11 protein-coding genes are annotated in these 14,900 nt (G+C 68.1%); 4 read left to right on the top strand and 7 right to left on the bottom strand.

What is annotated here, in order from left to right:
- Position 1: 1 nt before the first annotated feature.
- Positions 2-985 carry a LysR family transcriptional regulator gene (locus XcodCFBP4690_RS05730; RefSeq protein ID WP_104540031.1) on the bottom strand — a complete coding sequence of 328 codons (984 nt, stop codon included), beginning with the start codon at positions 983-985 and terminating at the stop codon, positions 2-4.
- Positions 986-1,147: 162 nt separating this feature from the next.
- On the opposite strand from XcodCFBP4690_RS05730, the gene cobA reads away from it, so the two are divergent.
- The 4 genes from cobA (at position 1,148) to XcodCFBP4690_RS05710 (ending at position 4,898) form a co-directional block, all read left to right on the top strand.
- The gene (gene cobA / locus XcodCFBP4690_RS05725; RefSeq protein WP_104540030.1) at positions 1,148-2,347 is read left to right on the top strand and encodes a uroporphyrinogen-III C-methyltransferase; all 1,200 of its coding nucleotides are present in this window, start codon (positions 1,148-1,150) and stop codon (positions 2,345-2,347) included.
- A 16-nt stretch (positions 2,348-2,363) separates the two neighbouring features.
- Complete coding sequence (cysK, locus tag XcodCFBP4690_RS05720; protein ID WP_104540029.1) at positions 2,364-3,323, top strand: cysteine synthase A; 960 nt, start codon at positions 2,364-2,366, stop codon at positions 3,321-3,323.
- A gap of 342 nt (positions 3,324-3,665) precedes the next feature.
- Positions 3,666-4,172, top strand: coding sequence for a methyltransferase family protein (locus XcodCFBP4690_RS05715; protein ID WP_104540063.1), 507 nt, complete (start codon positions 3,666-3,668; stop codon positions 4,170-4,172).
- Positions 4,173-4,358: 186 nt separating this feature from the next.
- Positions 4,359-4,898, top strand: coding sequence for an O-acetyl-ADP-ribose deacetylase (locus XcodCFBP4690_RS05710; protein ID WP_104540028.1), 540 nt, complete (start codon positions 4,359-4,361; stop codon positions 4,896-4,898).
- A 427-nt stretch (positions 4,899-5,325) separates the two neighbouring features.
- On the opposite strand, the gene XcodCFBP4690_RS05705 is transcribed toward XcodCFBP4690_RS05710, so the two are convergent.
- From XcodCFBP4690_RS05705 to XcodCFBP4690_RS05680, 6 genes are all read right to left on the bottom strand, one after another.
- Positions 5,326-6,330, bottom strand: coding sequence for a class I fructose-bisphosphate aldolase (locus XcodCFBP4690_RS05705; protein WP_104540027.1), 1,005 nt, complete (start codon positions 6,328-6,330; stop codon positions 5,326-5,328).
- Positions 6,331-6,749: 419 nt separating this feature from the next.
- Positions 6,750-8,216, bottom strand: a complete 1,467-nt coding sequence (gene pyk, locus XcodCFBP4690_RS05700; RefSeq protein ID WP_104540026.1) for a pyruvate kinase — start codon at positions 8,214-8,216, stop codon at positions 6,750-6,752.
- A 255-nt stretch (positions 8,217-8,471) separates the two neighbouring features.
- Positions 8,472-9,119, bottom strand: coding sequence for an HAD family hydrolase (locus XcodCFBP4690_RS05695; RefSeq protein WP_104540025.1), 648 nt, complete (start codon positions 9,117-9,119; stop codon positions 8,472-8,474).
- Complete coding sequence (locus tag XcodCFBP4690_RS05690; protein ID WP_104540024.1) at positions 9,116-10,291, bottom strand: phosphoglycerate kinase; 1,176 nt, start codon at positions 10,289-10,291, stop codon at positions 9,116-9,118. The genes XcodCFBP4690_RS05695 and XcodCFBP4690_RS05690 overlap by 4 nt, the downstream gene beginning before the upstream one ends.
- Positions 10,292-10,704: 413 nt before the next feature.
- Entirely contained in the window at positions 10,705-12,054 is a 1,350-nt protein-coding gene (locus XcodCFBP4690_RS05685; RefSeq protein WP_104540023.1) for a DUF3999 domain-containing protein, read from the bottom strand.
- Positions 12,051-14,849, bottom strand: coding sequence for a DUF2339 domain-containing protein (locus tag XcodCFBP4690_RS05680; RefSeq protein ID WP_104540022.1), 2,799 nt, complete (start codon positions 14,847-14,849; stop codon positions 12,051-12,053). The genes XcodCFBP4690_RS05685 and XcodCFBP4690_RS05680 overlap by 4 nt, the downstream gene beginning before the upstream one ends.
- Between the last annotated feature and the right edge of the window lie 51 nt (positions 14,850-14,900).

Here is a 14,900-nt window from a genome sequence, read left to right as displayed (position 1 = left end):
CTCAGCTGGTAATGGTCTGGGTGAGCGATTCCCAGCTCGGCGGCAGCGGCCAGTTCGGCGCCTGGTTGCCGTCCAGCACCCGGCGCAGGTCGCGCTTGTCGATCTGCGGGGCCAGCACATGCACCAGGTCCAGCGCGTAGTCGCGCAGCACCCGGTCGCGCGGCAGCACCGCCCAGGCGATGCACTCGGCGATCGGTGCCGGTGCCGGCCAGGCGCGCAGGTCTTCGTCGTCGGCGCTGACCGCCATTTCCGCCACCAGCCCCACGCCCAGCCCGGCACGGACATAGGTCTTGATCAGATCCGCATCCAGCGCGGTCAGCGCGATGCTGGGCTCCAGGCCCACCTGCGCGAACGCCCGCTGCAGCGACGAGCCCGGCCGGGTGGAGGATTCGTAGCTGATCAACGGATGCTCCGACAGCGCCTGCATGTCCGGCGCCAGCTTCGGACGATCCAGCGCATGTCCGCGCGGCACCACCACCAGCCGCCGCCAGCGGTACAGCGGCACCGCGATCCCGGCACTGGGTTCGCCGCCGGCGGTGCTGACCACTGCGATATCCGCATCGCCCTGGCTGAGCAGGTCCAGCGCCGCGCTTTCGGCCGCCTGCTGCAGGTGCACGCTCACCTGCGGGTAGGCGTGCTTGATTTGCGCCACCGCCGGCGGCAGCACGAAGCGCGCCTGGGTGTGGGTGGTGGTCAGGGTCAGCTGGCCCTGGCTCTCGCGGCGCTGGTTGGCCGCGTAGGTGCGGATGTTGTTGGCTTCGGCCAGCACCGCGCGCGCGCGCTCGATCACTTCCACACCGGCCGGCGTCACCGCATCCAGGCTGCGCCCCTTGCGCACGAACAACAGGAAACCCAGCTCGTCTTCCAGTTGCTTGAGCTGCTTGGACAGACCGGGCTGGGTGGCATGCACCCGCGCGGCGGCCAGCGTGATGTTCAGCTCGGCATCGGCGATGGCCACCAGATAACGAAGTTGGGTCAGCGTCATGGGCTTATATCCAGAAAAGCGCGAGGCGCCACAAGGCCTTCGACTGTAGAGGAGTTCTGCGGGCCAGCTTATAACCGAACGCTATTTTCAGGGTGTATGAAGTCATTTCCGACGGCTATATGCCGGCGGTACGGTCTGGCCCTCCCTTTTGATCTCCTGACCGTGACTGCTGCGTTTCCGCTCCTTGCCGACCTGCGTGGCCGCGCCGTCCTGGTGGTGGGCGGCGGCGTCACCGCCGAACGTGCCACTGCCGCGCTGTTGCAGGCCGGTGCGCTGCCGCTGGTCGGCGCCCCGGCGCTGACCCCGCAACTGCAGCGGTGGGCGCAGGCCGGAGACCTGCACTGGTTGGCCGGGCGTTTCGACCGCGCATGGCTGGCACTGCCCGACACCCCGTTGTGGCTGACCATCGCCGCCAGCGACACCCCCGAACTCAACGACGCCCTCCGCACTGCCGCCGGTGCCCACCGCCTGCTGACCCACAGCGCCCCCCCCGCCATCGCCCCAGCTGCGCTCTCCCCCGCGCAGCACGCGCGCATCGCTCCGCTGTCCCCCGGCAGCGTGACCCTGGTCGGCGCCGGCCCCGGCGACCCCGGCCTGCTCACCCGGCATGCGCTGCGCGCATTGCGGCAGGCCGAGGTGGTGCTGCACGACCGCCTGGTCAGCCCGCAGATCCTGCGCCTGGCGCGCGCCGACGCGCGGCTGGTGGAGGTCGGCAAGTCCGCGCAGGGGCACAGCACGCGCCAGGAGCAGATCCACGCCTTGATGCTGGAGCACGCACGTGCCGGCCGCCGGGTGGTGCGCCTGAAGGGCGGCGATGCGTTCGTGTTCGGCCGCGGCGGCGAGGAGCTGGAATTCCTGCGCGCACACGGCGTCGGCTTCCAGGTGATTCCCGGCATCACCGCCGCACTGGCCTGCGCGGCCTACGCCGGCATCCCGCTCACCCATCGCGACCATGCGCAATCGCTGCGGCTGATCACCGCACACTGCAAGGACTCGCTGGACACCCTGGACTGGCAGGCGCTGGGACAGGAGCGGCAGACACTGGCCTTCTACATGGGCGTGGCCGGCCTGGACGGCATCCAGCAGCGGCTGCTGCAGGCCGGCCGCGCACCTACCACCCCGTTTGCGCTGGTGGAAAACGGCTCGCGCCCGCAGCAGCGCGTCATCACCGGTTCGCTGGCCACGCTGGCCGCCACCGCCCAGTCGCACGCCGTGCGCGCCCCGGCGCTGCTGATCCTGGGCGAGGTGGCGGCACTGGCGCAGACGCTGCACTGGTTCGGCGCGGCGCCGCTGGGCGCGCCACCGGCCCCGCACTCACCCATCGCAACGCCGCACTCGCCCACACTCGCCCACGCAGCCTGATTCCGACGGAGACCCCATGGCCCTGTACGACAACATCCTCGACACCATCGGCCGCACCCCGGTGGTCAAACTCAACCGCCTCGCGCCGGACCACGTCTCGCTCTACGTCAAGGTCGAATCGTTCAATCCCGGCGGTTCGGTCAAGGACCGCCTGGCACTGGCGATCATCCTCGACGCCGAGCAGCGCGGCCTGCTCAAGCCCGGCGACACCATCGTGGAAGCCACCTCCGGCAACACCGGCGTGGCATTGGCCATGGTGGCCGCCGCGCGTGGCTACAAGTTCGTCGCCACCATGGTGGAAACCTTCTCGATCGAGCGCCGCAAGCTGATGCGCGCCTACGGCGCCAAGGTGATCCTGACCCCGGCCGCGGAGCGCGGCAGCGGCATGGTGCGCAAGGCCAAGGAACTGGCCGAACAGCATGGTTGGTTCCTGGCCAGCCAGTTCGCCAACCCGGCCAACCCGGCCTACCACCGCAACACCACTGCCGCCGAGATCCTGCGCGACTTCGCCGGCCACCGGCTGGACCACTTCGTCACTGGCTGGGGCACCGGCGGCACCCTCACCGGCGTGGGCGAGGTGCTGCGCGTGGCCCGCCCGGAAGTGCGCATCACCGCCACCGAGCCGGCCGGCGCGGCATTGCTGCAGGGGCAGGACTGGAAGCCGCACAAGATCCAGGGCTGGACCCCGGACTTCGTGCCCGACGTGCTCAACCGCGAGGTCGCCCATGACGTGCTGAGCGTGGAAGACACCGACGCCATCGACGTGGCGCGCCGCCTGGCCGCCGAGGAAGGCATCTTTACCGGCATCTCCGGTGGCGCCACCGTCGCCACTGCCCTGCGCGTGGCCGCGGGCGCCGCGCCCGGTGCGGTGATCCTGGCCATGCTGCCGGACACCGGCGAGCGCTATTTCTCCACCCCCCTGTTCGCCGACATCAACGAAGGCTCCGACGACGACTGGCTGGCCGGCCTGCCCTGAGGAGACTCCGCCCGGGACCCGGGACCGGGGACCGGGGACCCGTAAAGGCGGGCTCTGCGGCGAGCTGTCGGGCGGCTGGCTGTCTCGCGGCGACGCTGGAGCCTACCGGGCCAGGGCATGAAAAGGCGTGCCCTGTAGTGAGCGATCCGTTGACTGCGACGGCTGACTTTCTTGTCATGCGTGAACCCGCCGGTCCAAGTTGCTGCGGCACGACCCACGACACCGGACTTCTGCTCCGCTTTACGGGTCCCCGGTCCCCGGTCCCGAGTCCCGGCTCTTCCCCACCTCCCGCCTCCGTCAAGGAACCGTTAGGATGGCGGCCGTGATGTAGGGAGAACCGTGGTGAACAACCGGCCGTATGGACACAGCGAGACCCGCACCGCGCGGGCGCCATGGCTGGTGAAGATGACCTCGCCTGTGCACTTTGCGCTGGCGCTTGTTATCGGTGGATGGCTGCAGGACGCGCTGGCGCTGCCGCTGCCTGCACCGACGCCGCTGGCCTGGATCGAACTCGCTGGCGGTGCGATCGCCGTTCTCGGGCTCGCCCTGGCGTTGAGTTGCTTCGTGCTGTTCGCACGTCGGCACACCACCATCATGCCCAGCGGCCACCCGTCGCGGCTGGTGCTGGACGGCCCCTATCGCTTCACCCGCAACCCCATGTATCTGGCGTTGGTGATGAGCTATGTGGGCCTGTGCCTGCAGCTGGGGCTACCGTGGGCCGTGCTGTTGCTGCCACTGCCCTGGCTCGCCCTGCAGCGCTACGTCATCCCGTTCGAAGAAGCGCGCCTGCGGGTCGAATTCGGCCGCCACTACGGCGATTACTGCGCACGCGTCAGACGCTGGCTTTAGTCCGCAGACCGGGCGCTTGACGCCCCGCTGCCACTTCGCGCCGACAGCAACTCACGACCCCGTCGGAGGGTTGAACGACTGCGCGGCCGTGTCGCACACCATGAGATGAATGGCTACTAGCGTGGAGGCCCGCAACGCCTGCACCCATCACGCGTTCATCATTCAAATCCCATAACTATCAACGCCATGAAAATCGAAGTCTGGCAGGGCGACATCACCGAACTCGACGTCGACGTCATCGTCAACGCCGCCAACGAATCACTGCTTGGCGGTGGCGGCGTCGATGGCGCCATCCATCGCGCAGCCGGTCCACGGTTGCTGCAAGCCTGCGAGGCGCTGCCGCAGGTACGCCCGGGCGTGCGCTGCCCGACCGGCGAAATCCGCGTCACCGACGGCTTCGATCTGAAGGCCCGCCATGTGTTCCATACCGTGGGCCCGGTGTGGCGCGACGGCAAGCACAACGAGCCCGAGCAACTGGCCAATTGCTACTGGCAGTCGCTGAAGCTGGCCGAGCAGATGTTGCTGCATTCGATCGCATTCCCGGCGATCAGCTGCGGAGTCTATGGCTATCCGTTGTACCAGGCCGCACGCATCGCCGTGACCGAAACACGCGATTGGCAACGCTCGCACAAGGTGCCCAAGCACATCGTGCTGGTGGCCTATAACGAGGCGACCTACAAGGCGTATCAGCAGGCGCTGGCGACACAGGAAACGGCGGCAGCCTGATCGCTGCGGCACGTGGAGATCGCACTGACGGGCGCCGCAAGGCGCTCGTTGCGTTTGGGCCGTTGGCGACGTCTTCGGTTTAGCGGAGGCACGAACGTCGGGCCAGCCGTGTCACGCATGTACTGCCGCTCTCATGCACACGGCGCCACCTGGCGTGCGTTCACCGGACACAGCGGACGCCTTCGGAAGCGATCATCGGTGGATGGGGGCGGTGGTGCGAAGCAAGCGTAGCCGCACCGCCACTCGCCACTGCCGATCAGGCAACGGCCGTCATCGTCTTGCCACTGCAAGGAGGCCGCCCGTTGTGGTGCGCCGGACCGCACAGTGGCGCGGTCCACGCGACGACACCCCACAAAAAAACGCCGGCATCGCTGCCGGCGTTCTGGTCTTGCAGGCGATGCGGCCTTGCGGCCGCGCGATCAAGCGATCAGCCCTTCCACTTGCCCAATGCTGCCAGGCCGTTTTCCTTGGCGCGCTCATAGATGACCTGCTGCGCCTTGGCGTAGTTGCCGGTCATGTCCTGCGACCACAGCTTCAGCGCCGCCTGCTGCATGGCGCGGCCGTAGGAGAAGCTCAGCGGCCACGGCAGGTTGCCCAACTGGTGCATCTCGTTGAGATGCGCGGTGGACTGCTCGTCGGTCTGGCCGCCAGACAGGAACACGATGCCCGGCAGGATCGCCGGCACGGTCGACTTCAGGCACATCACGGTGGACTCGGCCACTTCCTCGACACTGGCCTGCTCTTCGCAGCTCTTGCCGGAGATGACCATCGAGGCCTTCAGGATGGTGCCTTCCAGCACCACGTTCTGCTCGTACAGCGCGCCGAACAGCGAGCGCAGCGTGGCTTCGGTGACCTCGTAGCAGGTCTCGATGTCGTGGCTGCCATCCATGATCACTTCCGGCTCGACCATCGGCACCAGGCCCTGCTCCTGGCACAGCGCCGCATAACGCGCCAGCGCATGCGAGTTGGCCTCGATGCAGGTGCCGGACGGAATGTCTTCGCCGATGTTGATGACCGCACGCCACTTGGCGAAGCGCGCGCCCAGGGTGTAGTACTCCTCCAGACGCGCACGCAGGCCGTCCAGACCTTCGGTGACCAGCTCGCCCGGCATGCCGGCCAGCGGCTGCGCGCCCTTGTCGACCTTGATGCCCGGGATGATGCCGTGCTCGGCCATGTACTTGGCGAACGGCACGCCGTCCTTGGTCTTCTGACGGATGGTCTCGTCGAACAGGATGGCGCCGGAGATGTAGTCGCTCAGCTTGGGCGTGGTCAGCAGCAGTTCGCGATAGGCGCGACGGTTCTCTTCGATGTTCTCGATGCCGACGCTGGCAAAACGCTTTGCGATCGTGCTGGTCGACTCGTCGATGGCGATGATGCCCTTGCCCGGGGCGACCATGGCCTGGGCGGTTTCGGCAAGCTGTTCGATGCTCATGTAGTTCCTGTGGCAGCTGCGGGGGAGAACGAAAGTATAGCGACGAAAGTCGTACACATTCCTTCACGGAATGCCTGCAACCGATTACACCTTGCCTGCGTGACAGGATGTGTGGCGCGGCTCGCATCGCGGGATTCGGGATTCGGGATTCGTCAAAGCAGAGCATGACGTGCAGCTTGTTGCTTACGGTGCTGATGCATTGCTTACATGACGTAGCAGGATTTGCCTTGTGAAACATGTGGCGCGTTATACCAGCGCCGTTGCGGCAGCGCGGTGGCGACGTTGCGCTGGCTGCGCATTCGCAAGATCCGGCCATTGCGAGACCGGTATCTCCACACAGCACAACGGCGGCCCTGGGGCCGCCGTTGCGTGTCGCGTTTTCCCGGCTCAGCTCATGCGCCGGGTGCGGTCGACAGGGATTACAGCTCGCCCAGACCGGTGGCGCGACCGTCTTCGCCCACTTCCAGCAGACGCAGCGTATTGGTGGCGCCGTGCATTTCCATGTGCTCGCCGCTGGTGAACACCACGCGGTCGCCGGGCCCCATGCGCTCGTTCTCCACCAGCAGGCGGATCGCCGCGCGTGCGGCCTCGCGCGGGGTCAGGCCGCGGCTGTCGAAGCTGATCGGGAACACGCCGCGCATCATCGCCATCTGGCGGCGCGCGCCATCGTGACGGGTGAAGGCGTAGATCGGCATGTTGGAGCGGAAGCGCGACAAAAAGCGCGGGGTGCCGCCGGATTCGGTCAATGCCACCACGCCGCCCAGGCCGATGTGCTCGGACAGGAACATGGTCGCCATCGCGATGGCCTGGTCGGCACGCTGCAGGTTGCGTTGCGCTGCTTCGAAGTCGGTATCGAATTCGAACTGGTGCTCGGCACCCAGGCAGATACGCGCCATCGCCTCCACCGCACGCACCGGGTAGGCACCGGCGGCGGTTTCGGCCGACAGCATCACCGCGTCGGTGCCGTCGATGACCGCATTGGCCACGTCCAGCACTTCGGCGCGGGTCGGGATCGGGCTTTCGACCATCGACTGCAGCATCTGCGTGGCGGTGATCACCACCTTGTTCTGCGCCAGCGACTCCTTGATGATCTTCTTCTGCAGGCCCGGCAATTCGGCATCGCCGATTTCCACACCCAGATCGCCGCGTGCCACCATCACCACATCGGAGGCTTCGACGATCTCGACCAGGTTCTCGATCGCTTCGGTACGCTCGATCTTGGACACCAGCTGCGCATCGCAGCCGTGCTGCTGGGCGATCTGCCGCGCGTCGTGCATGTCCTGCGCATTACGGCAGAACGACACCGCGATGAAGTCCACGCCGATCTTGGCGACGATGCCGATCAGCTCCTTGTCGCGCTCGGTCAGCGCGCCCAGCGACAAGCCGCCACCCTGTTTGTTCAGGCCCTTGCGGTCGGACAGCACGCCATCGTTCAACACCTTGGTGACGATGCGTTCGCCCTGCACGTCGGTGACCTGCAACTGCACCAGGCCATCGTCGAGCAGCAGCACGTCGCCGGCGGTGACGTCCTGCGGCAGGCCGAGGTAGCTCACGCCCACCTGGTGCTGGTCGCCGGCCGGTGCATTGGCGTCGGCCACCAGGTCGAAGCGATCGCCCATGGCCAGCTTGATCTTGCCTTCGGCAAAGCGTTCGATACGGATCTTCGGGCCCGGCAGGTCGGCCAGGATGCCGACTTCGGCGCCGACGCGGGCGGCAGCGGCGCGCACTTCCGCGGCACGCTTGGCCTGGCCGGACGGGTCGCCGTGGCTGAAGTTGAGGCGCACCACGTTGACGCCCGCCTTGAACAGCGTATCCAGCACACCGGGCGCATCCGTTGCCGGTCCGAGGGTGGCGAGGATCTTGGTGCGGCGTTGACGTTCTTTCATGATGGCCTCCCTGTAAAAGCCGCGAAACTTAACACACACGTCACGCACCGAGGATGGCATTGCGGCATAGCCACCCTCCGATTCCGGCATGTCTTACAGACAGTGCGGGACAGTACGTACGCCTGCGTCGGCGCCGCCACCGACAGCGCCGACGGCCGCCACCCTAACCCGGTGGCGGTGAAGAACCTCCTGCGCGATGCGTACCGACACGAGGAGTGCATCGCGCAAACGAACACAACGGCGGCAGCGCGCCGCTCACGCCTGCAGCAAGGCCGCCAGCTCGGCCGGCGTGCGTGCCAGCGCGCCGGCTCCGGCAGCACGCAGTTCGGCCTCGTCGCCGAAACCCCACAGCACGCCGATGCTGTGGATGCCGTGGTGGTTGGCGCCGTCGATATCCATGCGCCGGTCGCCGATCATCACGCAGCCGGTCTTGGCGATGTCCAGGCGCCGCAGCGCTTCGGCGATGAGATCCGGCTTGAAGCGGCGCGCGCCGTCCTCGCTGGCGCCGATCACGTTCTCGAAGCAGGCGCCGAATGGCAGGTGCTCGACGATGCGCCGCGCATAACGCTCATTCTTGGAGGTGACCACCGCCAGACGATGACCGGCGCGCTGCAGGCCGGTGACAACCTCGCCGATGCCGTCGAACACGCTGAGTTCGGTCCAGCCCACCGCGTCGTAGCGCTCGCGGTAGAGGCCGAGCGCGCGCTGCACCAGCGCCGGATCGTCGGGGAAGCATTCGGTGAAACTGTCGCGCAGCGGTGGGCCGATCCAGGCGCGCAGGGTCTGCGGCGACGGGCGCGGCTGGCCCACCGTCTCGAAGGCATGCGCGATGCTGGCGACGATGCCAGGTTCCGAATCGACAAGGGTGCCGTCCAGATCGAAGAACAGCGTGGCTGCACTCACTTGCCGCGGGCCTCGAGCGCGGCCACGGCCGGCAGGATCTTGCCTTCCAGAAATTCCAGGAACGCACCGCCACCGGTGGAGATGTAGGTGACGTCCTTGGCGATGTCGTACTTGTCCACCGCCGCCAGGGTGTCGCCGCCGCCAGCAATGGAGAAAGCCTTGGATGCGGCGATCGCACGTGCCAGGGTCTCGGTGCCATGGCTGAAGGGCTCGAATTCGAACACGCCGACCGGCCCGTTCCACACCACGGTGCCGGCATTGGCGATCAGCTCGGCGTAGCGCTGCGCGGTCTGCGGGCCGATATCCAGGATCAGGTCATCGGCCTCCACTGCGTCGAGCGATTTCACGCTGGCCGGCGCGTCGGGCAGGAACTGCTTTGCGACGACCACGTCGGTGGGCAGCGGGATCTCGGCGCCGCGGGTCCTGGCATCGGCCACGATCTGGTTGGCGGTGGGAATCAGGTCCGGTTCGTTCAAGGACTTGCCCACGTCATGCCCGGCTGCGGCGATGAAGGTGTTGGCGATGCCACCGCCGACGATCAGCTGGTCGACCTTGTTGACCAGGTTGGACAGCAGTTCCAGCTTGGTGGAGACCTTGCTGCCGGCCACGATCGCCAGCAGCGGCTTGGCGGGGTTGTCCAGCGCCTTGGCCAGCGCATCCAGTTCGGCCATCAACAACGGGCCACCGGCGGCCACCGGCGCAAAGCGGATCACGCCATGCGTGGATGCCTGCGCACGATGCGCGGTACCGAAGGCATCCATGACGAATACATCGCACAGCGCGGCGTACTTGCGCGCCAGAGTCTCGTCGTCCTTGCCCTCGCCGACATTCATGCGGCAGTTCTCCAGCAGCACCACCTGGCCCGGCGCGACCTCCACGCCATCGACCCAGTCGCGCACCAGCGGCACGTCCACGCCCAGCAGGGTGGTCAGGCGTGCGGCCACCGGCGCCAGTGAATCCTCTTCGCTCCAGCTGCCTTCCTTCGGGCGCCCCAGGTGCGAGGTGACCATGACCGCCGCGCCCTTCTCCAGTGCCAGCTTGATGGTGGGCACCGAGGCGGTGATGCGCTGCTCGGAGGTGATCTGGCCGTTGTCGATCGGCACGTTGAGATCCTGGCGGATCAGCACGCGCTTGCCGGAGAGATCGAGGTCGGTCATACGGACGATGGACATGGGCTTGGCTCGCTGAGTCTGGGGATTAGGGAATCGGGATTGGGGATTGGTACAAGGCGCCGCGCGTGCGTGCACGCTCTGTGCGCGAAGCAATGGCGCGACTGCGCCAGCTTGGCGTGGCGCCGCGGTTCACAACGATGCCGCCCTTGCACCTACGGCAGACGCTGACGGCAGTGGCTCGGAGACCACGGGCAAGGCGACTGCCTTGGCGGCGGGGATCGGGCAATCAAGGCCTGGAATCGGCCCGCCGTTGCGCAACCGGACAGTGCGCTGGACGGGCACTGCCGCAAGTGCGGATGGCGCGGACGCTGGTCGGTCGGACACGACGGGCAATGCGACTGCCTTGGCGACGGGGGATGCCCATTGTCGGACCTTCGCGCCGCAGCGGCAAACCGCCCGCGGCGCGTGCAGGCTCAGGCCTCGCGATCGGCGCTATTACTGCGCAGCAGACTCACTGCGAATCCGCCTACCAGCAGGGCGCCGCCCACCAGTAGCGCCCACAGCAGCCAGCGTTTCCAATCGCGTGGGGCGGCCGCCGGTTGCAGTGCCGCCTCGCCCGCCAACGGTTGCGCGCGCGCCGTCACCGCGGCCCGGGCTGGCTGCCACTGCGAGCCGCGCTGCTGCCGCAAGGCCTGCAACATGTCCGCCAGCGGTGCATCGCCACGCCGGACGCGTGCGCTGCCGGCAATCAGCGCGTACGGCGGCTGGCCCTGGGCGAGAAACATCAGGCGCTCGGGCTGGTAAGCCACCCGCAAGGTGGGCACTGCGGTGCTGCGCCCCTGCGCCGCCACCAGCCGCCAGTGGCGATCGCGCACCGGCGCGGACAGCAGCTGCGGCGGCGAGGTGCGGCTACCGAGCCGATACGCCAACCAGGGGCCAGCCCGCCGCAGCCATACCGCATCATCGGTCTCGCGGCTGTCTACGTTCCACTGCACCGCCTCGGTCTGGCCGCCACCGACATCCAGTTGCGTGATCGGGAAGCGGCCCGGCAGGACGTAGGTCACCGCGGTGTCCTGCGCGGTGCCGGGCAGGTCCAGCCATGCCAGTTGCGCAGGTGTGGTGAGGCCGTCGAGTTCTGCCTCCACCGCCCGCAGCGCCGGCAGCTTGCCCGACACCGGCACGATGCGCAGATAGCGGGCGCCGCCGTCCACGGCGATGCGGCGTTGCTGCAGCCGCTGCGCCTGATTGTCCAGCGCCATGACCGTGGCATCGGAGGCCAGCACGCGCCAGTCGCGCAGATCGTCGCTGCCTTCCACCCGCAGCTGCGCCTGGACCGGCGTATCGCCCGCCCAGTCCAGCCACAGCGCGCGCGGCCGATCGCGCAGCGCGCTGGCATCGATCAACCAACTGCTGCCCGCAGCAGAAGCTGCAGAGGCTCCGGTGGCGAAACGCCCTTCCAGGCGTCGCACCGCGCCGCTGGCATCGCGCTCGGCAATCAGCTGCAGATCGCTCTTGCCGGCTGCCGCACCTTCGGGCAATGCGAAGACCGGCAAGCGGTGCCGGCGCGGGACCGCCACCGGTGCTGCGTCGACGGGTAGCGCGGCGGTGGGCATTTCCTCGCCACGCGCATCGATCACCGTGATATCGCGCGCTGCCGCGTCATGCGCGTTGCGATACACCGCCTCATTCAAGCTCAGCTGATACAGACCGTCATCGGACGCAGCCAGTTGCAAGGGCCACTGCTGCCGATAGTCCTGGCGGACATCGGCGGCCTGAGCCATCAGCGGCACCAGCAGCAGCCATCCGCAATGCCGTGCATTCATGCCTGATCCTTCGCCGCGCTGTCGTCGCCGGCCACGTGTTCTTCGACGATGGCACGCGGCGGCGCCGGTGCCAGATACCCCACCACGGTGCACAACAGCCCGTAGGCCATGAACGAGCCGATGCCGAGCAGATTGCCCAGATGCTGGCGATCGACCAGTACCAGCTTGGCCAGCACCAGCCCCATCAGCAAGGCACCGCCCAGCCACAGCCCGCGCTGACCGCGCCGCGAACCGGTCACCCAGCCCAGCACGCCGAGCACGCTCCACACGATGGTGAGGCTGGTCTGCGACACGGTCGCTTCCACCAGCCGCGCATCCCACGCCACTCCACCCCAGTGGTGCACGCTATGCAGCGTACTGCCGGTGATCATGGCCCACCCCAGCACCCCGAGCGTGGTCACCCGCCAGCTGCGCAGCACCGGCGGTGCATGCCCGGACCAGGCCCAACGTGCGAGCAAGGCCAGCACGGCCAGTTGCGCCAGCTCGGCCGGATTGAGCAGCGGCACCCACGGCAAGGGCGCCGGGCTGACCGGGTCCAGCACGGCCAGCAGCCAGCCGCTGCCCAGGACCGCAAACACGCAGCCCAGCAAGGCATTGCGTGTGCGCGCGAACGCATCCGCCTGCGGCCACGCCAGCCACGGCCAGCGCAGCAAGCCGATGGCGGCCACTGCCAACCACGGGCTCGCCAGCAAGGCGCAGCGCCAGCCATTGGCAAGAGCGAAGGCATCCGCCAGCCAGGCCGCGCCCAGCGACACCACCGCCGGCCACAACAGCCACCAGACGAACTGCGCCACGATTGCGCCCGCACCAGGCTGCATGCGCAGGCACCATAGGCTACGCACGCCTGCCAGCGCGAACGCCAGCCAGGCCAGAGCGCCCCAATGCGCAAACGGCTGCATGTGCACGTGGTTCTGCCACAACGCCAACGGCGCGCCCAGCGCCAGCCCGGCCACGACGGTCCAGACCAGAGCCGCGGCGGGCCGACGCCGATGCACCTCGGCCGCCAGCCACACGCTGAGCGCCACGAACCCCAGCAGCAGATCCGGCTCGCTACGCAGATCGCCGGCAAAGCGCAGGATTTCGTGGACTCCGCACAGCGTCCACCACCCCAGTCCCCACAGATACGCCACCAACGCGCGGCGCGGCTGCCCGGCATCGCGCAGGAACCAGGCACTGGCCCAGCCGGCAATGGCGAGCAACAATGCGCTCATGCAGGTGGCATTGGCCACCGCCACGGCGTCGTAGCGCCAGGCATCCACGCCGAAGGCGACGCCAACGGCTGCCAGCAGCTGCAATGCGACACCGCTGACCTGCGAGACGCGTCGCTGCTGGCGCAAGCCCAGCCACAGCAAACCGGCACCTTCCAGCGCGAACACACTGGCGGTCGCGCGGGCCGACAAGGCCAGTGGCACCGCCAGCGTGGCGAAGCCAACCGCCAGCATCGCATGCGCTTGACCGAGCAGACGCGTGGACGCACGGCGCAGCAGCCAACTTGCCAGGCCCGCGTAGACCGCGGCCACGGCCACCGCGCACAGCGCCAGGGGCAGGCGCTCGCCTTCCAGCAGACGCGCCTGCAACGCAAAAGCCACCAACGGCGTGCCGAACAACAGGCTGCCATCGATGAGCCAACCGGCACTGCCGTCGCCGCGCCGCGCGTGCAGGACCGGAATGGCCACGTACATGGCGAAGAACAGCAACAGGAACGGCTCGGTGGTGGCGAATTTCGCCGGGCTGTACTGCAGCGCGCCCCATAGCGTGGCGATGCCGAACGTAAAGGCGAATCCCAGCAGGTTGAGCACCCGCCACGGCCGCGTCCAGGCGATGGCCACGATGCCGGCATTGAGCACGGCGTAGTACGCGAACAGCGCAACGTGGTTGCCGCTGCCGGTGGACAGCCAGATCGGCGCCAGGAAACCGGCCAGCACGCCCAGCACCGCCAGCGTGCGCGACTCCTGCAGCACCGCCAGCACGCACATGCCCGCGATCAGCACCACGCTGATGCCCATCGCCAAGCCAGCATCCAGCAATCCGTGCAACTTGAACGCCGCGAACACCGTCAGCAACAGCCCACCGATCGCGCCCCCCTGCAACGCCAACGCGAACCCGGGGCGTTGCAGCCGCTGCTTCCAGCCGAACACCAGCCCGGCAAGCGCCAGGACGCTGATCCCGGCCAGGCGCAGCTCGATCGGCATGCGCATCCAGCCCTGGTCACTGGCGTACTTCAACAACGAAGCCACGCCGGCCAGCAACACCAGCATGCCCACCTTGACCGGCACATTGCCTTCGGTGAACCAGCGTTTCACCGCACCGAGCGCGCGCATGACCGGGTCCGGCCCGGCCGGCGCGTCGGACCACGGCTGCGACGGTTGCGGTTGCGCATGTGCTGATGCCTCGACCTGCGCGGCGGCTGCCGGCAACCGCGGCGCAGTCGCAGAAACAGCATCCGCACCAGCCGCGGCAGGAAGTGGCGGCGGTAGCGACGCGTCTGCCTCGGGTTGCGCATCCAGCACGACCGCCGGTGCGTCCACAGGCACTGCAGGCACCGCTGCGTCGGCACCACCCCCATCCATCGCCTCAGACGTCCCCGATCCAGGCCATGGCTGCCTCGGCACCGGGGCCGGCGGTACCGCTGTCTCAGACGCCACTGCGTCCGCAGCGCCAGCCTGCCAGTGCGCGAGCCGCTGCTCCAGCACATCCACGCGCCGCCGCAACGCGGCGATCCACACCAGCGCAATCACCACGCCCACCGGCACTGCGAGCAGCAGCAGCGCGACCAATCCAATCAGTGCTTCCAATGTAGTGCCCTGCAAGCCGGCATCCGGCCGAATGCGCGCACCATACAGCCT

Origin of the sequence: Xanthomonas codiaei, from assembly GCF_002939785.1 — a bacterium.
Taxonomy (GTDB): Bacteria; Pseudomonadota; Gammaproteobacteria; order Xanthomonadales; family Xanthomonadaceae; genus Xanthomonas; species Xanthomonas codiaei.
This window is presented reverse-complemented; position numbering and strand designations above follow the sequence as displayed.